This window comes from Pseudoselenomonas ruminis, from assembly GCF_008271295.1.
Classification (GTDB): domain Bacteria; phylum Bacillota; class Negativicutes; order Selenomonadales; family Selenomonadaceae; genus Selenomonas_A; species Selenomonas_A ruminis.
On record NZ_VTOY01000014.1, the window covers coordinates 37,813 to 53,963 of the forward strand.

At 46.8% G+C, this 16,151-nt stretch carries 16 protein-coding genes and 2 pseudogenes; 8 read left to right on the plus strand and 10 right to left on the minus strand.

The genetic code is table 11. The features are described from left to right. Window positions 1-13 precede the first annotated feature (13 nt). Together FZ040_RS11820 and FZ040_RS11825 are read right to left on the minus strand one after the other, a co-directional pair. Window positions 14-1,348, minus strand: coding sequence for a PTS sugar transporter subunit IIC (locus tag FZ040_RS11820; RefSeq protein WP_149172173.1), 1,335 nt, complete (start codon window positions 1,346-1,348; stop codon window positions 14-16). Between the two features lie 77 nt (window positions 1,349-1,425). After that, entirely contained in the window at window positions 1,426-1,731 is a 306-nt protein-coding gene (locus tag FZ040_RS11825; protein WP_149172174.1) for a PTS sugar transporter subunit IIB, read from the minus strand. A gap of 185 nt (window positions 1,732-1,916) precedes the next feature. Between FZ040_RS11825 and FZ040_RS11830 the strand changes: the two genes are divergently transcribed. The 3 genes from FZ040_RS11830 (at window position 1,917) to FZ040_RS11840 (ending at window position 4,725) form a co-directional block, all read left to right on the plus strand. Continuing rightward, window positions 1,917-3,260 carry an S-layer homology domain-containing protein gene (locus FZ040_RS11830; RefSeq protein WP_149172175.1) on the plus strand — a complete coding sequence of 448 codons (1,344 nt, stop codon included), beginning with the start codon at window positions 1,917-1,919 and terminating at the stop codon, window positions 3,258-3,260. Between the two features lie 226 nt (window positions 3,261-3,486). Beyond that, window positions 3,487-4,203: a GntR family transcriptional regulator gene (locus FZ040_RS11835; protein WP_149172176.1), complete on the plus strand. Its 717-nt coding sequence runs from the start codon at window positions 3,487-3,489 to the stop codon at window positions 4,201-4,203. A 99-nt stretch (window positions 4,204-4,302) separates the two neighbouring features. Further along, complete coding sequence (locus tag FZ040_RS11840) at window positions 4,303-4,725, plus strand: Rrf2 family transcriptional regulator (protein ID WP_149172177.1); 423 nt, start codon at window positions 4,303-4,305, stop codon at window positions 4,723-4,725. Between the two features lie 168 nt (window positions 4,726-4,893). Here the strand turns inward: FZ040_RS11840 and FZ040_RS11845 are convergent, their stop codons facing one another. The 8 genes and pseudogenes from FZ040_RS11845 to FZ040_RS11870 all read right to left on the minus strand — a co-directional run bounded on the left by FZ040_RS11845 (window position 4,894) and on the right by FZ040_RS11870 (window position 12,352). Then, a complete protein-coding gene (locus FZ040_RS11845) occupies window positions 4,894-6,198 on the minus strand; it encodes an RNA-binding domain-containing protein (protein ID WP_149172178.1) in 1,305 nt (434 codons plus the stop codon). 276 nt (window positions 6,199-6,474) lie between these two features. Then, complete coding sequence (locus FZ040_RS11850) at window positions 6,475-7,308, minus strand: hypothetical protein (RefSeq protein ID WP_369407143.1); 834 nt, start codon at window positions 7,306-7,308, stop codon at window positions 6,475-6,477. 57 nt (window positions 7,309-7,365) lie between these two features. Then, window positions 7,366-7,536: pseudogene (locus tag FZ040_RS14380) on the minus strand (RepB family plasmid replication initiator protein); the annotation flags it as partial. 45 nt (window positions 7,537-7,581) lie between these two features. Then, the gene (locus FZ040_RS11855) at window positions 7,582-7,851 is read right to left on the minus strand and encodes an HU family DNA-binding protein (RefSeq protein ID WP_187620325.1); all 270 of its coding nucleotides are present in this window, start codon (window positions 7,849-7,851) and stop codon (window positions 7,582-7,584) included. A gap of 72 nt (window positions 7,852-7,923) precedes the next feature. Next, window positions 7,924-8,748 carry a zeta toxin family protein gene (locus tag FZ040_RS11860; RefSeq protein ID WP_187620326.1) on the minus strand — a complete coding sequence of 275 codons (825 nt, stop codon included), beginning with the start codon at window positions 8,746-8,748 and terminating at the stop codon, window positions 7,924-7,926. Continuing rightward, on the minus strand, window positions 8,745-8,996 hold the full coding sequence (locus FZ040_RS14020) for a hypothetical protein (RefSeq protein WP_187620327.1): 252 nt from the start codon (window positions 8,994-8,996) through the stop codon (window positions 8,745-8,747). The genes FZ040_RS11860 and FZ040_RS14020 overlap by 4 nt, the downstream gene beginning before the upstream one ends. 45 nt (window positions 8,997-9,041) lie before the next feature. Then, window positions 9,042-9,389 carry a hypothetical protein gene (locus tag FZ040_RS11865; RefSeq protein ID WP_149172181.1) on the minus strand — a complete coding sequence of 116 codons (348 nt, stop codon included), beginning with the start codon at window positions 9,387-9,389 and terminating at the stop codon, window positions 9,042-9,044. 74 nt (window positions 9,390-9,463) lie between these two features. Then, entirely contained in the window at window positions 9,464-12,352 is a 2,889-nt protein-coding gene (locus FZ040_RS11870; RefSeq protein WP_255448871.1) for a MobA/MobL family protein, read from the minus strand. A 361-nt stretch (window positions 12,353-12,713) separates the two neighbouring features. Between FZ040_RS11870 and FZ040_RS11875 the strand changes: the two genes are divergently transcribed. The 5 genes and pseudogenes from FZ040_RS11875 to FZ040_RS11895 form a co-directional block, all read left to right on the plus strand. Then, window positions 12,714-12,974: a hypothetical protein gene (locus tag FZ040_RS11875; RefSeq protein ID WP_149172182.1), complete on the plus strand. Its 261-nt coding sequence runs from the start codon at window positions 12,714-12,716 to the stop codon at window positions 12,972-12,974. Continuing rightward, the gene (locus tag FZ040_RS11880) at window positions 12,971-13,363 is read left to right on the plus strand and encodes a hypothetical protein (RefSeq protein ID WP_149172183.1); all 393 of its coding nucleotides are present in this window, start codon (window positions 12,971-12,973) and stop codon (window positions 13,361-13,363) included. Before FZ040_RS11875 ends, FZ040_RS11880 begins: the two co-directional genes overlap by 4 nt. A gap of 12 nt (window positions 13,364-13,375) precedes the next feature. After that, a complete protein-coding gene (locus tag FZ040_RS11885) occupies window positions 13,376-15,424 on the plus strand; it encodes a DNA topoisomerase III (protein WP_149172184.1) in 2,049 nt (682 codons plus the stop codon). A 3-nt stretch (window positions 15,425-15,427) separates the two neighbouring features. Beyond that, entirely contained in the window at window positions 15,428-15,889 is a 462-nt protein-coding gene (locus tag FZ040_RS11890) for a single-stranded DNA-binding protein (protein WP_149172185.1), read from the plus strand. 76 nt (window positions 15,890-15,965) lie between these two features. Next, a pseudogene (locus tag FZ040_RS11895) lies at window positions 15,966-16,151 on the plus strand (hypothetical protein); the annotation flags it as partial.

The following is a 16,151-nucleotide window of genomic DNA, read 5'->3' on the forward strand; positions in this document are numbered from 1 at the left end:
CTGAAGGAACTTTTCATTCCTCAGTATCTTCATCCTTCATCTTGTTGGCTGCCATAACAAAGGGAGCGTAGATGACAATATCCACTACAAGCCAGACAATCTGCAAAAGACCGCCCATAACAGAGCCAGTCCCTATCATGCCGCCGAAGAACATGGGCATTGTCCAGGGAACCACGTACTTAAAGACAGGCACCAGCCCCGTGGCGATAGCCAGCCAGCCGATAACCGTATTGGCCAGAGGAGCCAGAATATAAGGAACCAGCAATATGGGATTCAGCACAATGGGCAGGCCAAAAGCAATCGGCTCCTGAATGTTGAACAGCATAGCAGGGAAGCCCAGCTTGGCCACGGCCCGCCAACTGTCACGCTTGGAGAAGAGGAAAATGGCAATCAAAAGGCCCATGATGTGCATAAGGCCGGCCTCAAAGAATCCATTGCTGAAAATATAGGAAGCATCCCCGGCCTGATTGGCGAGCTGGGCCGGCATATATACCATATTCTGAATAGCTGCCGTCACATTATGGCCATGAATGCCAAACCACCAGAAGAACCAGACAATAGCCTGATAGAGGATAGAAAAGCCGATTCCCTGGGAAAAGCCCATCAGCGGTGCCTGAATAATGGCATAGATAATGTCATTCAGAGCCGTTTTGCCAAAAAATTCCGCATGAGCAAAGAGAGTAGCCAATATCGTAAAGGAAAACAGGGTGATAAATACAGGTACCAGAACGGCAAATGACTTGGAAACTGCCGGTGGCACTGTATCCGGCATCTTGATGCGGATTTTCTCATTTTGGGAAAGCTTCACAAACAGCCAGGAAGCTGCCGTTGCCACGATGATGGAAGTCAATACGCCTTTGTTGCCAAAATAATCCAGGCTGAAAGCACCGATAGTATCTCCGGCCTTGCCTACAACCTGCTGCGGGGTCATGATGATAAAGGCACCCATGGCCGTCAGGGCCGTGGCAAACTTGTCACCGCCCCATATTCCCCCCAAGCGATAGGAGAAGGCTGCCACCAGCAAAAACGAAAAGATGCCAAAACCTACTGTAACTACATTATTGCAAAGTCCCTGCATAATCTGCATGGCAGCCACAAAACGGGAAGCTTTGTAGGCATCGCCGGAAAGCCCTGTTATGGCCTGGCCAAGATTCATGCCATTCTCACCCATAATAGTGCCCCAAGGGTCAAGCACCACCCATTCAATAATGCCAAAAAAAGAGCCTACAATAATAAAAGGCAACAACATGGAAAACGCATCACGCATGGCCAAAAGATACTTATTGCTGGAAATTTTGCCCGCCAGAGGCATCATGACCTGCTCAAATTTGGAAATAACCGAACTCACTATTTCTCCCTCCTGAAACACACACCATTTTTAAGCAGGGAGATGTGCACACGACTGTGCCATCTCCCTTTTCATCCTCAGCCCTCGGAAAGCTTCAATGCCTTTTCCAGCACCTTGTCACCCCGAATCATGCCATAATCCCGCATGTCAATGACATCCACAGGGCATTTGCCGCCGACAACCTTCTTTACATCCTCCACCATGTGGCGAATCTGGGGGCCAAGCAGCACTACATCGGCTGTATCCACCCGTTCATCCAGCACCTCAACGGAAAATGCTTCTATATTGGTATCTGCAAGTCCCTTTTTCTCTGCTGCCTCCTGCATCTTCTTTACCAATATGGATGTAGACATCCCGGCATTGCACACCAAATAAATGTTCATGATTCTGCTCCTCTCTCAGATTGACATAACTTATCATGACATCATTTTAATATATGACTATTCTTTTTGTCAATAAAAACATTCAAAAATAAAATAAATATTTTTTTATATTGACAAACACTATCTCTTTACTTTATCCTTTTACCTAGGACGTCCAAAAAATTTAGAGAATTGGAGGAACTAAAATGAGCCATAAACCGCTCATCCTGGCTGCCACTTTAGCCATAAGTGCCCTTTCTGCCGGTCAGGCATCAGCCAATCCCTTTGCTGATGTCCCCGCTGACCATTGGGCCTATGATGCAATAGAGCAGCTGGCAGCTGATAACATTATTGAAGGGTATGGAGACAGCACCTTTCGTGGAGAGCGTTCCATTACCCGCTACGAAATGGCCCAAATGACAGCCAGGGCAATGGCCAAAAGCGGTGTGCCCTCCGCTGACAAGGCACTAATCGACAAATTATCTGCGGAATTTTCTGCGGAATTGGAATCTTTGGGTGTCCGGGTAGCCGAACTGGAAAGAAACGCTGACAAGATTAAGTGGAGCGGTGTCTTTGCCCAAAAAGCCATGAAAGGCACCAGTGACCAGCATACCTGGTGGGAAAAAGAACTTTTCCTCAATATGGATGCCCAGGTTAATGAAACCTGGAAAGTCCACGCTGGCATCGATACCAAATGGGGCACCAATGACGGCTGGAACAGCGAAACCAGTTTTTCCGATGCCTACGGAGCTTCCAATAAGGAAGTTTCCGGCATGCTTTACCACTTTTACGCCCAAGGCCCGGTAGCCAAGGGAGCAACATTCACTCTCGGCCTCTTCACGCCCGGCCTTCAGGAAGGCGTGGTCGGCAATGCCAGAACCAAGGGCGGCGAGCTGGACTGGAATGTCGGCAAGACTACCTTTAAGGCTTACGGCGGCAATCTTCATGAGAAGGTATCCGACCTTTCCTCAGATTGGTCAGATACCTTCCGCCGGGCAGGCGGCAGAAATGACTACACCTATGTGGGCACCACGGATAGCGGCTTTGCCGACCAGCGGCTGCGTGCCTGGGGCGTGGCGGTGGAGCATAGCTTTACCGACCGCACCACAGCCGGTCTTGGCTACTACAACCTCGACTCCCCCGTAGCTTATGGTGATTCCCATCTTGGCATTGTGGCAGTCAACCTGCGTCAGCGGCTTTCCCGCAACCTCGAATTGACGGGGTTCTATTCCCACGGCAACAGAGGCTGGCAAAACAAGGCCTATGATATCAAACTAGTCTATAACGGAAGCCCCTGGGGCGATAAGCGATACGGCGGTTCCCTTGGCTATCGCTATCTCGGCTCCGATGCCCTGATTATGACCAGTATCGTCAACGGCAGTGAAAAACCGGGTCGCAAGGGCGTGGAAGCCAGCCTGTGGTATCACTTCACGAAAAACATCCAGCTGCAAACCTATTACCTGTTCAATGGCAGAGCGATTGATGCAAGCTACGATGCCACCCATCCCCATGGCACAGCTTACTTTGCCAATCTGCTCTTCTCCTTCTAGAAATCCTATCCCCATGGGATTTAGCAAGCTTCCCCATTTTTGCTTGCATATATAAAAAGGAGCATCAGCCCTCTCCCCCTGAGAGCCTGATGCTCCTTTTGCCATTCAAATGTTGCACATAAAACAAGTCTTTTGCTTATAAATCCAAATATAGACTATAAAAATGTTTGAAATGTATATTCTTTTTGTGTATAATTATAATATATATCTGTAAGGAATGATGAATATGCTAAAATACGAACAGATTGCAGAAGATTTGCGGCAAGAAATCCGCCAGGGCAAGTACACCTCAGGCGACCAGCTGCCATTGGAAAAGGATATGTGCGAAAAGTACAAGGTAAGCCGGGTTACCATTAAACGGGCTATGGACGAGCTGGTCAAACAAGGCCTGGTAACCAAGCGACGTGGCTCCGGCACATTTGTCAAGACTCTGGATGACAACTATGCCAAGCAGCTCAGCATCAGTACCGGCAACCAATTCTCCGGCTTTGCCGAGACCTACAAAGGCCGCCACATCAGCACAAAAGTATTGCGTTTTGAGATAGTGCATCCTTCCGAGGAAGTGGCCAAGAAGCTGCAAATGTCCACCCAGGATTTTGTCTACGACATTATTCGCCTGCGGATTCTTGACGATGTGCCCATGGTTATCGAATACACCATGATGCCAATTCAATTAGTCCCCGGCATACGCAATGAGATACTGGAACATTCCATCTATCATCATATCGAGAAGACGCTCAAACTCAACATCCAGTCAGCTCATCGCATAGTCCGGGCTGTGCGTTCTACTGAAATGGAGCAGGAACAAATGCAGCTTGCCCCCAATGACCCGATTTTAGAGGTAGAGCAGGTGGCTTTTTTCAGCGACGGACATCCCTTTGAATACTCCATTTCACATCATCGGGCCGACAAAAGCGAATTCTCCGCTATAAGCATACGCTGACTGCCTTCTCCTTTATAAATTCAACTCTTAATTGACATTACGTTCTCACTGTAATACCATACATTACAATGAGAACGTTTATTTATAAGGAGAATGAATATGCAATTTTCGTTTCGTATGCCCGTGGCCGTGCATATCATGCTGTGCATTGCCAAATTTGACGGCGTGTTCAAGACTACCTCAACTTTTTTGGCCTCCAGCGTCAACGTAAACCCGGTTATCATCCGCAAGACTCTGGGCCAACTTAAAGCTGCTGGCCTCGTAGAAGTGGCTGCCGTTGTCGGCGGGGCGAAGCTGACCAAGGCTCCCCAGGACATTACTTTACAAGATGTATTCCAGGCAGTAGAAGAAGACGAGGACTTGTTCCATATCCAAGATAACCCAAATCCCCAGTGCCCCGTTGGCCGCAATATCCACCGGGTGCTGGGCAGTCGCCTTTCCATGGTAAAAAGCCATATGCTGGACGATTTTTCCCGGATAACACTGGCCGACCTACTGGAAGACATCCCCGATAACGAATAGGAACTATCTTATATCGCCTTTCTCTGCATCAAAAGACCGGCTGTCACTTCCGCAAAGAAACTGACAGCCGGTCGTATTATTTTGTCTTAAAAATCCCTGTCCTCCGTATCTGCCTTCTTAAAGCCCACCTGTGCCTCCCTCAGCCTCCGCTGCTTGTTTGATTTTTTACTATCTGATTTTATACTGCGTCCTATTGCCAGCCTTCTGCATAATCAAGGCACCTTCATCACACATCTTCGTCAATATGGAATATGCTTTGGTCGTTCCTACTGACAATGCCAACTCCACATCCTTGCGAGTAATACTGCCTTGTCTTTTTAGAAGATTCATTACAATTTCCTTTTCTGCATCTGGTTGGTATGATATCACTGTTTCTGCCTGTTCCTCGATGTTGAGATTGAACAAGGTAGTCTTGAATGCCCCCTGTGCTGATTCAAAAACAGCCTGTTTCTCACTATTCTTGTACAATGCCTTGATACGCTTTATCCCCGTACCATAGCTTTCAACCAATTTCAGCCGATAAAAAACATTTGCCAGACATGCATTACGTGACTGGGAAACTCCCATCAGCACGGCCTCCATAGAAAGCCCAGGCACCAATCCGCCAAGAGACACAAACTCTATTCTATCATCATATATGTTTACCAACGTGCTTCCATTGAAACTGTAATCACGATGAATAATGGCATTGAGCAATGCTTCCCTGACAGCCGCCATGGGATAATCTCTCTGTTCCTTGCGTCGCAGGCCTTCAATGGTCGATTTGACAGCTATATTTTTGTCCAGAAAAGCATACCCTGCTTCCAACTGCGACAGCAAAGAGCCACTAAACTCCTGGTGGTTGCGGAAGATGACATCATCTGTGCCTTGAAAGACGGCCACTTTTAGCGTATGTTCACACTGGTCAGACAGCAGCAGGGCAAGATTGGTAAAAAGACCATCTTCACCAATCATGTTCAGAGTCCGCATCTGCACGGACCCACACTCCATTTCCCTCACGGCCATTTCTTTCTGAAAAGCCTCGAAGGTAAGTTCTTGGTTAAGGCTGCGACATGTTTCGTAGGATTTGCCATATGACTCCACAATCATATCCCGTATACCAGCTTCACTAAGAGGCTGCGAGGATGTCCCCCGGCGTACGTACACTCCAGTCGGCTTCAAGCCCTTGTCCTTCAAATAATACGGTCTGGCAGAACCAATGGCCACTTCCACTGCAATCACTGTTTTATTTTCCCGTTCGATGGCACGAATCTGCACAAATGGCATAATATCTGGTGCAATGCCATCCTTCAGGCTTCCCGCCAGTCGCAGCATGGTATCATCCGAATCTTCTACACCTGCCACAGAACCATCATCATTTATGCCTATATAAAGAGTGCCGCCTTCCGTATTGGCAAAGGCTACAATATCCTTACGAAGTTCCTGAACGGATACTCGCTTGTACTCAACATCTACGTTTTCTCTATTGGTCATCACGATGTTCCTCTCTTATTCTCTTTCTCTCTCATTGTAAAAGAGAAAGAAAGAGAATAAGAGAGAAAAATTGCCAATCTCTACATTAACTCACCCCATTATATATAAAAATGTGATTTTACACACATAATTATATATTTTTACGTGCAGTATGAAATTCCACTTATGCCATTTTCTTCGACGCACAACGGGATACCGAAAGCCATCCCCACCGGGCACACAAAAAAAGACGGCGTTCTCACGCCGTTGACATTTATAACTTGTTCCACATGACTGTTATCTACTAGAATGATTGAATATATCTTGCTGTGGCAAATCAATTTCTCGTAAAGTCATCTTCGCTGTGATGAAGTTGACCAAAATGCGGTACTCCCGATAATTCTTCTTTCGGCTTATGGCGTGCTCATAGTTGAACACGGCCTTACCAGCCATCGCATTAAGACCATTCATGTTGGAACGAATGAAATTGTCCAGAGCCGTGAAGTCCATGGCATCAAGGTATTTTATGGCATTTGTACGGTAAAACTCGTTAGAGTTAGCAACATCATCACGCTCTTGGGCTTCTTTAATTTTTTTCTGTATCTCTATGTTCTGCTCTTGCTTTTTTGCCCGTTCTTTCATCTCGTCGAACTTCTCGTTCTTAAGTGCCCAGTTTTCAGTAACTGCCTTGATGAAATATTTGCCATAAACCTCCGGGGACTTTGGATTCCCCTCCCGCTTCTCTCTGGTGATGATATTCTCAACATAAAGGAAGTTGGCTTTGATGACATCATCGGGGATATTATCGAACTTATCCTTGATATAACGAGGATTGAACCCATGGTCCATGGCGATACGAATAGAAATCTGCACGGCTGGTGAGAACTTCTTGACTATGGTCTTAGCTATATCCTGGGAAGTGTTCAGGAACAAGTCCTCAGAGTCGAAGTTTGGCTCGAAGCCAAAGTGAAGATGAGTAGCCTTTCGGCCACGGCCTCCGTTGTCTTCGATGAAGAAGTCCTTGTAATCCGTATGCTTGCGAATCTCCCTGACGGCAGGTTGCAGAACACAACGCTTGAATTCCTTAAACTGGTCGTAGGAGGAATGTGTGAATCCTGTGTAACGACGCATCTCCTCAATAGTGGTAGTATGCTGGCCTATACGGTCTAAGTCCTTACAGAAAATGTATACACGAAGAGCAGCTACCGTATTCAGAGCAAGAATATCCCTAACTTCTATGTTGGTGAACGTGCCGCTCTTCAAAGCAAATAGATAAGGTCGCAAATCAGTAGTTATACTGACTTCGAGACGGCAAGTATTCTTTAAATTGGAACTGGCTGGCCTTTTTTCTCTGCGCAAAATGATTTATATTAATTATGAATCATTTTGTCACTCACCACAAAATTAGTATTTCACGCTGGACTTGAAAGCAAGGCTCTCGCTGGCTGCGATGTCAATGACTTCACCAGTCTGCGGATTGCGGCCTTTACGAGCTGCACGCTGTGCCTTTTTGAAGGTACCGAAGCTAATAAGACGGATTTCTGCGTCCTTCTTCACTTCCTCAATTACGGTGCTGATAAGAGCATCTACTACTGCCTTGGTATCCTTCTTGGAAACACCAGCTGTCTCTGCCACCTTGTCTACCAAAGTGCTTTTGCTGATTACTTCTGCCATGGAATTTTCCACCTTTCATCATTAAAATTGCTTGACTATTATAGGGCATTTGCTGACAAGCTGTCAACCAGCCTATTTCCCCCGTCCTCTTTCCATCGGATGAGACAACGTAGAAGCGCCCTTGTATTCGTCCATTACAGCCAATATTCTATCTTTTGGTACATAGGCTGCAAAATCCTTGACGATTCTATCTCTTTCCTGCTGGGACAATGGCCGCTCAAATTCATTTTTGAAAATGTCTCCCGGATTAATAGCCGGCGTCTCCATAGTATCACAAAGCCTATCCCCTTGGCGATTGTATACCTGAATATGCGGGAATTCCTTTGTCCTGTGCAAAAGGCCTATGTTCTTGGCAATGGCAGATACAACTAAATCGTGGTGATTTTTAGGTGTCTTCCGAGGGACTGAACCAAATTCCTGCATCCTTTGATATCTCTTTATGGTACTAAGATAGGAAACTTCCGGCCTCACAAGTATAGCTGCCATAGTCACATCATAGCCCCGGCGTTCCAGCTGAAACTTGGTCTTTGCCGGAACTTCGACTGTACGTAAGGTTCCCTCAATGATGAGATTATACTTACGGCTGCTTAATTCATCAATCAAAGCCTCTGTCATTTTACCTGCAAATTCTTGAGTATGAAGCACAGCCTCATCACCATACTGCTTTATCAAGTCACTAAACCTTGGGTGAAACCGCCGGTATTCGTCACCGCTGATAAATATGACATTCTTCTCCAGTTGGCTTGTGAAAATCCTGGCCATGGTAGTTTTGCCTGCTCCGGGCTGGCCTACTATAAGAAATGCCTGTGGCTCTTCTGCAGGACTTATATATGGGAGCAGCAGCTTAGATAAAATCTTGCCCTTCGCTTTTTCAAACTCTTCCATGCTATATGTCATTGAGCCAAACCTCTTACATAGTCCTGAGAAAACTCGAAAATCCCTTTGAGCTTCAACATATCTTCCATGGTCGAATACTTCTCGCTCAGGATTTCTCCCCATATCATGTTGATTTTTGACTGGAACACATACAAAGGATGCGCTTGGTCGCTGATGCCACGTTTTTCTATTTCCCGGTCAATATCTGCCAGCAAGCCAGCAAATACCTCTCTAAATATTTCTTTGTATTCTGTTACTTCATAATCCATGGAGCACACCGCCTTTTGATAAACTATTAACTTTTCATATTATGGTTACGACTTCTTACCCCTAACCTGATATTTACGGACTTTATCATTAATAGACTCTATCTTTTTAACCATTTCATTAACGGCTTCTTCTGGCATTTCTTTACGGAGTTGCAAAAGCCCCATACCAGTTCCAACTTGCATAAATGACATCATATCTCCAAAAGTCACACTCAATGCAAATGGATTAACATCATATTTCTCGAGAATCCGTCTAAAGGCAAGAAACTTTTCCATTTCCTGCTTCTCACCAAATGAGCAATATATAGCTCTAGGTTTGCAACTTTCATTAAATTCTCTCGGCCTGCCAGCACCCTCCCGGGCACCGCCTCGGCCACTCTTTTTCTCGTCCATATTTATCTCCTATGAATACTTATTAACTATTCATAGTATAGCACATAGATGTTTGATTGTCTATTAACTTTTCATTAGTAGCGGTCAATAGTAGCCATGTCGTTTCGCAAATCATCTTTTTCTGCTTCACTAAGCCACTTCCAATCGTCTGGCTCGTCTGGTTTTGACCTTGCCACAAGCTGGGCTTCTTTAGCTCCGCCGGAAAGTGCTTTGCTGATGAGGTCTGCATCACGGGATGGAGTGGGTAAGCTGCCACCGCCACCTCCACTGCTGGAGGATTGGGCAGATGGCGCAACACGGAATTTATTGCCCTGTTCTAGTGGTGCCCTTGCCTCAACTCGCTGAGATTGATATTTTGTCTGTACGATGGAATCTTTGAGTGTTCTGTGCTTGGCACTTAGCATATTGTACTCTTTGGCTATGGGCGCATTCTTGCGCAGGATGCCAGCAGCAATAGCTTCAATTTTTGACCGGCCTACGGCTGTGCTGCACTGAGCTTCCAGTTCCTGCTCACGGCGGTCAATTTCCTGCCATGCGCTTTTTCGTTCTTCCGGGGAGAGTTTGTCTTCCCGTTTTTTTAGTTCACGCTTATCGGCGCGAAGCTGTTTGAACGCCCCCTGCACATAGTTATTTTTGGCCATTTCGATGGCTCTAGGATAGCTGATTACCCGTTTTCGCATGTGGTAAAGCTCTTTGGCCAGTCGTTTTTCAACCGTCTCCTGCCTTACAATATTCGCATTGAGGATGCTGGCTACTTCCTCAGCTGAATACTCCCGGTTCTTTTGATGGACGACAAAATAGTCCTTAATATGCTTGTCCAAAGACTTGAGTTTGCTGTCCAGATTCCGCTGCAATTTCCTGATTTCCGTCTTGGCCAAGCGGTTGTCATTCACATAAAAAGCAGCTCGCTTCAAGATGCTGGCCTTGTTGTGAGGCAGATTCAACCTCTCGAATACCGGACGTATTTCGGCAGCTGCTTGATGAATTTTGAGATTAATCTTGTCCAGCTCCTTGTCGATTTCCGGGCAAATCTTAAGGTATGCTTCCAAGGCTTCCACATCGTCCCCCGGCGGCTCAACCATGCGATTTTTGAGGATTTCCCATTCCTTTTTTTCTCTGCCGTAGCTTTTCAAATCCTGCCAGAGTTCCTTTTCCTCGGTAGTCATGGCATCAAGGGAGGCCATTTCTACCGCCTTTGGTGCCCAGAGGGTGATGCCGTAAACGGCCACCATGTCTTTCTCCATTGCTTGGATTTTCTGCTTTTCCTCCGTGAAGTATGCCCGTTCATCCGCATCTTCAATGTCTGGTTCATAGGCAAAGATTGAATCCAGCCGCTGCTTCAGGTCTTGGGATTTTTCCTCCATGGTATCTTTATCAATGCCATCTTGAATCATCAGCCGAGCTATGAGGTCTTTTTCTCGCTGGTGATTGACTGCTCTTAGGCGCTTCTGATTCTTCACCACCTCACTATCGGCTTTCATCAGTTCCACCGGGCCGACATACTTTTCCGGCATTTTCTTTAGCAGGTCTGCCAAAAAGTAATTTCCGTTTGCCAACGCCTCTTCTCGCTGTGCCTTCAGTGTCCTGTGATCCACTCTAAGATTTACACCGTTTCGCTCCAATGCCTCATTTTGTATAACAGCATAGTCCTTCCTAAGCTTCAATAGATACTTTTGGCGGTCAACAGAAATCCACTTCCACGATTTTCTGCAGCCGCCTTTTTCTGGTGCCTTGGAATTTGCCCGACTGAAGAAGAGTTCCGGGGGACGCTCCTGCCTTTTTTCCACATCATCTATTTCCCGTGTCGAAAACATAATGTGGACATGGGGCTGCCGCTCACCGTTGCTCATAGCTCCGACTTTATCATGGATGGCATAAGCATAGTAAAAATCCTGCAAATGCTTCTGCACAAATGCCTCCACAATCTTTTTGTTTTCCTCCAGCCCCAGCTCATTGGGCAGGGAAAAGACAATTTCCTTATACCGTTCTCCGTTACCTCGCTCATGACGGTCTGCCGCCTGAAAGAACTTCTTGGCGTTTCCTTCTGCCCAGCGAGGCAGATGATTTGCCGTATAGAGGCAGCCACCTCTTTTCTTGAAAATGGATTCACGGTTGATGTACTGCACATGGCTGGATGCGTAAACGGCATCATTGCATTTCTGGAAGTTCACCATGATGTCATTTACGGTTTTGTCTATTGCTCTTCGTCTTGCCCGTAGGCTATACCATCGCAGATGCGCAGTGGATTCTCGGCATTTGTTGAGCAGGTGATTATTCTCATCACGAGACAGTAACAGCTGGCTTCTTCCTTCTGGGCGTACCATATGGCATTTGGGCAGTTTAGGCAAGCTGAATCCTCTTTTGGCCAAAGCTTCGAGGGTATCGAGTTTAGCGTGAGGCTCTGAGATTGGCATTTTACCTCTGCCTCGTCCTGCTCGTTTTCTAGGGTCAGCAATTCTTCTACGGATGTATTTTCCCCCTGCTGCTCTAAAATCTCGTTCTCCATTTTCGTAATCCTCCTTCATGATGTCCATGACCTTGTTTTGGTATTCATCACGCCATGACACCGGCACTTCCAACTTGACCGCCGTGGCCATGGTTTTGTTGACAAAGGTGCTTCTGCCTTTCAGCTCCAGTTCATCCCCGTAGATTTTCCGGGCTATCTCTATGCCCATAGCTATGGTTTCTTCGCTAAGGGTAGATTGGCGCATAAAGCGAACGCCGGATTTATCCACGAGGATTTTACCGTAGGGGCTGCTATACAGAAGCATTTCCTTTTCTGGCAGATTCTCTATGGGGTACTTGCCAGTAATCAAATTATTATAGGACAGGCTTTCCAGTTCTTCCTGCCCCAAGTCGGCAAATCTCCCCTCGCGCTGGATGTACTCACAGTGCGTATGCGCACTTGTCTGTTTGCCATTGGGGCGTTTATCCGTCTTTAGGTCAAAATAGTAATTTGGCATGGTCTTCTCCTTCAGCCAACGGCAGTTCAATGAGCAGCAGCGAATGGCAAAAGGGCAGCTTTAAGGAGCTGTCCTGTCCCAGTATTGAGGGAAGTCCCTTTCCTCGATACCAGTAATTTGAGTTTCTCCAAATGAGAAACTCCTAGATGCACATGTAGCCCCAAGTTAACGGGGTGCTGCTCACGTATGTTGGCATTATAACACCTATTCCTGTTCAAGTGTGGTCAGATTCGAATATTGGCGAGGATTCAGAACCCCCTATATTTTTTCACCCTATGGAAATTTTAACGTTGAGTAAAATATTGTATAGTTTTTCAACCCCCTATCATATTTATAATATGGGTATCTCTCAGGAAGGAAGGTGTTACCTATAACAAGGCTGGAACAACGGAGCCGAAGCCTTGCCGCCGTCAATCGGCAGATTGAAGATTTAGAGGTAAAGCAACGAACTTTGGAAAGAGAACTTTCTCAAGAAAGCCAGACGGTGAAAATGTACCAGCACGTACTGGAGGTATACAAGGCCGGTCTGATTTTTAAGGAAGCAGGTATCTTGGGCATTTATGACCATGACAAGGTGCTGCAAATCTTGCAAGATTACAAAAGGGAGGCAAACTTATCGTGAATATTAGCCATCAGGAAGTGGAAAGTATTTATCAGATTGTCAGCGGTGACGGGGAAAAGAAGGTTGAGCAGCTGGCCAAAAAGAAAGAACAGCTGGAAGTGGTGGAAAAGGATTTGGACAAACTCCGTGACCGCCGCAATAAGCTGAAAGCAGAAATCAAGACGATGGAGTATAGCCTGAACGCCAACAAACACTCCAACATGGTAGGGGAGCTTAGTAATTTCGGCATCGACCTTGAAGACAAGGAAACCATGCAGCAGGCGCTCCGGCTCATTATCGAAAACATGGGCAAAGAAAAAAAGCCGGAAATGGAGAAATCCACTGTGCCCTCATCCGGCGATACAACCGAAGTCAAGAATGCTGCAACTGCCAGCAAGGCAAGTTTTTAAGGAGGACTCCCCATGCGCTTATTCATAGCAGAAAAGCCGAGTCTCGCTGAGGCTATCAGTAAAGGGCTGGGCAATGCAACAAAACAAAGGTCTTGTTTTGTTTGTGGAAATGATGTTGTTACATGGTGTTTCGGTCATATCTTGGAGCAGTATGCGCCACAGGAATATGACGAGAAATACAAATCCTGGGATATTGCGCTGCTGCCCATTATCCCCGAAAAGTGGCAGATGAAGGTTAAGGCCGGAGCCAAAGATCAGTTCAAGGCAGTGAAGGAATTAGCCCTGAAGGCAGATACCATTGTCAACGCCGGGGACCCGGACAGAGAAGGTCAGCTGCTGGTGGATGAGGTGCTGAACTACATTGGCGTTCTCTCGAAAAAGCCTATCCAGCGCATCCTCGTCAATGCTCTTGATGAAAAGTCCGTCCATGAAGCCTTGGCAGATTTACGGGATAACCGAGAATTTATCGGCCTCCGCAATTCAGCCCTTGCGCGATCCCGGGCTGACTGGATTATTGGCATGAATATGACCCGCGCTTGCACCAAACACGCCGAAAAGGCTGGGTACAGCAGCGTGGTCAGTGTTGGCCGGGTACAAACCCCGACTTTAGGTCTGGTTGTTCGCCGGGAAAAGGAAATTGCTGATTTCCACCCAGTAAACTATTTTCAGGTCAGCGCCACTTGGCAGCATCCACAAGGGGAAATAAAGTCCCATTGGCAGATTCCTGAAGACATGGAAGGACTGGATGCCGAAGGCAGACTTTTGGAAAAATCCCAGGCAGAGGCAATCGCAGCCAAAGTTCAGGGACAAACAGGAACTATCCGCAAGGTGGAGCAAAAAAAGGGACAGTCAGAGCCGTTGCTTCCATATTCTTTGTCTGCCCTGCAAATTGCGGCAGGTAAAAAATACGGTTACTCTCCCCAGCAGGTCTTGGACACCCAGCAGGAACTATACGAAAAGAAACTCACCACTTACCCCCGCTCAGATTGTGACTACCTGCCCACCAACCAGCTGGCCGATGTACCGCAAATCATCGAAAATCTTTCCTCTATGTCCGGGGAATTTGCAAAGTTCACCAAAGGTGCCAACACCACACTCCGCAGCAAGGCATGGAACGATAAGAAGATTTCTGCCCATCATGCCATTGTGCCGACTACGGTGAAAGCCAACATGGACGAACTTACGGAAATGCAGCGAAATCTTTACGGCATGATAGCCAAAGCCTACCTTGCCCAGTTCTACCCTGCTCAAAAATTCCTCACTACCCGTATTGAGATTGAGGCCGCCAGGGAAACCTTTGTGGCAAATGGCAAAGTCATTCTCTCGCAAGGTTGGAAAACGCTCTATCAGGGCGAGACGACAGACAAGGACAGCGAAAATGAAGAACAATCCCAACTCCCGACAGTACAGAACGGGGAGAACGTGACCAACCTAAAAGCAGAGTTAATCACCAAAATCACCAAGCCTCCCAAGCGTTTCACCACCTCCACCCTGCTGGCAGCTATGAAGAATATCGGGAGCTTCGTCAAAGACAAATCCCTGAAACCCATCCTGAAGGACTGCTCCGGCATTGGCACCGAAGCCACCAGAGCAGGGGAGATTGAGCTATTGCAGGAGCGAAACTACCTGAAGCTGGACAAGAAAAACCTTGTCCCCACAGAAAAGGGGATGATGATAATCGACCTGCTGCCGGATAGCATTACCTACCCGGATATCACAGCCCTCTGGGAGAAAAACCTGGAAGCCATCAGCAACAGGGAAATGTCGGTACAGGATTTCTTCTCCCAGCAGAAAACCTACATCGAGCGGCTTTTGGATGATGCCATTCATAAGGAAATTGAACCACCCAAGGATATTCCCAAATGTCCCCAATGCGGCAGGCCGCTGAAGCTTATCACATCCAAAAAGAACGGAAAAAAATATTGGATTTGCACTGACCCTGAAAGAGCATGCAAATCCATATTCAGCGATAAGTGCGGCAAGCCTGACTTCAATCCGGCTCCGGCCAAAAAGAAAACCAACAGTTATGGAAAGAAAAACTTCAAGCGAAAGGCAGGATAATTTATGAATATTGTAATCCTTAGTGGCCGTGTGGCCACAGACATTGATAGCCGTGTCACCAAGGACGGCAGACTGGTTTCTCACTTTAACATAGCTACCCCAACAGGATTCAAGCGTAATAAGGAAGGTAAGATTCCAGCAGAATTTCACCGTATCAACGCCTGGGGAAAAATTGCGGAGAACTGCCGGGACTATCTCGTAAAAGGCCGACAATTAAATATCCGTGGGCACCTCTCCAATAATACCTACACTACGGCAGATGGCAAACATCTAAAATTCAGCGAGGTGACTGCTGACAAAGTAGAATTCGTTGACCTGCCCAGGTCTTCCAAAAACAGCAACTCCCCTACCGCTAATATGAACGATACTGCCATTTCCTTGGACGGGGCTGCCTCCGTAGGCGTTCCCAATTTGCAGGATATGGATATTCCTGCCAGCGACTTCGGGATAGAAGTTCCATTTTGATTTTCCTCTTATCAATACGCCTCTTTCGTCGATATAAAGTAATAGAAGGATACTTATCTGCTCTGGAGGTGACGCAATGAATATCAAAGCAGTACAGGGCATGACAGCCTGGTCTGACAAGGGAACGGAATCCAACAACAAGGACAAGACCCTAGCGGCCAAGGAAAAGTTCAGCACCATGCTGCGCCAACTGGAAACCGGCGGTGCCATAACCGACACTGGGGAGAAATCTGGTGAGGAGACCACCACGGTGATCCGCGTT

Excerpts from the sequence above, each read along its gene's own strand:
- FZ040_RS11825 (WP_149172174.1), bottom strand. The coding sequence starts at position 1,731 with ATGAACATTTATTTGGTGTGCAATGCCGGGATGTCTACATCCATATTG.
- FZ040_RS11830 (WP_149172175.1), top strand. The coding sequence starts at position 1,917 with ATGAGCCATAAACCGCTCATCCTGGCTGCCACTTTAGCCATAAGTGCC.
- FZ040_RS11835 (WP_149172176.1), top strand. The coding sequence starts at position 3,487 with ATGCTAAAATACGAACAGATTGCAGAAGATTTGCGGCAAGAAATCCGC.
- FZ040_RS11840 (WP_149172177.1), top strand. The coding sequence starts at position 4,303 with ATGCAATTTTCGTTTCGTATGCCCGTGGCCGTGCATATCATGCTGTGC.
- FZ040_RS11845 (WP_149172178.1), bottom strand. The coding sequence starts at position 6,198 with ATGACCAATAGAGAAAACGTAGATGTTGAGTACAAGCGAGTATCCGTT.
- FZ040_RS11850 (WP_369407143.1), bottom strand. The coding sequence starts at position 7,308 with ATGCGTCGTTACACAGGATTCACACATTCCTCCTACGACCAGTTTAAG.
- FZ040_RS11855 (WP_187620325.1), bottom strand. The coding sequence starts at position 7,851 with ATGGCAGAAGTAATCAGCAAAAGCACTTTGGTAGACAAGGTGGCAGAG.
- FZ040_RS11860 (WP_187620326.1), bottom strand. The coding sequence starts at position 8,748 with ATGACATATAGCATGGAAGAGTTTGAAAAAGCGAAGGGCAAGATTTTA.
- FZ040_RS14020 (WP_187620327.1), bottom strand. The coding sequence starts at position 8,996 with ATGGATTATGAAGTAACAGAATACAAAGAAATATTTAGAGAGGTATTT.
- FZ040_RS11865 (WP_149172181.1), bottom strand. The coding sequence starts at position 9,389 with ATGGACGAGAAAAAGAGTGGCCGAGGCGGTGCCCGGGAGGGTGCTGGC.
- FZ040_RS11870 (WP_255448871.1), bottom strand. The coding sequence starts at position 12,352 with ATGCCAAATTACTATTTTGACCTAAAGACGGATAAACGCCCCAATGGC.
- FZ040_RS11885 (WP_149172184.1), top strand. The coding sequence starts at position 13,376 with ATGCGCTTATTCATAGCAGAAAAGCCGAGTCTCGCTGAGGCTATCAGT.
- FZ040_RS11890 (WP_149172185.1), top strand. The coding sequence starts at position 15,428 with ATGAATATTGTAATCCTTAGTGGCCGTGTGGCCACAGACATTGATAGC.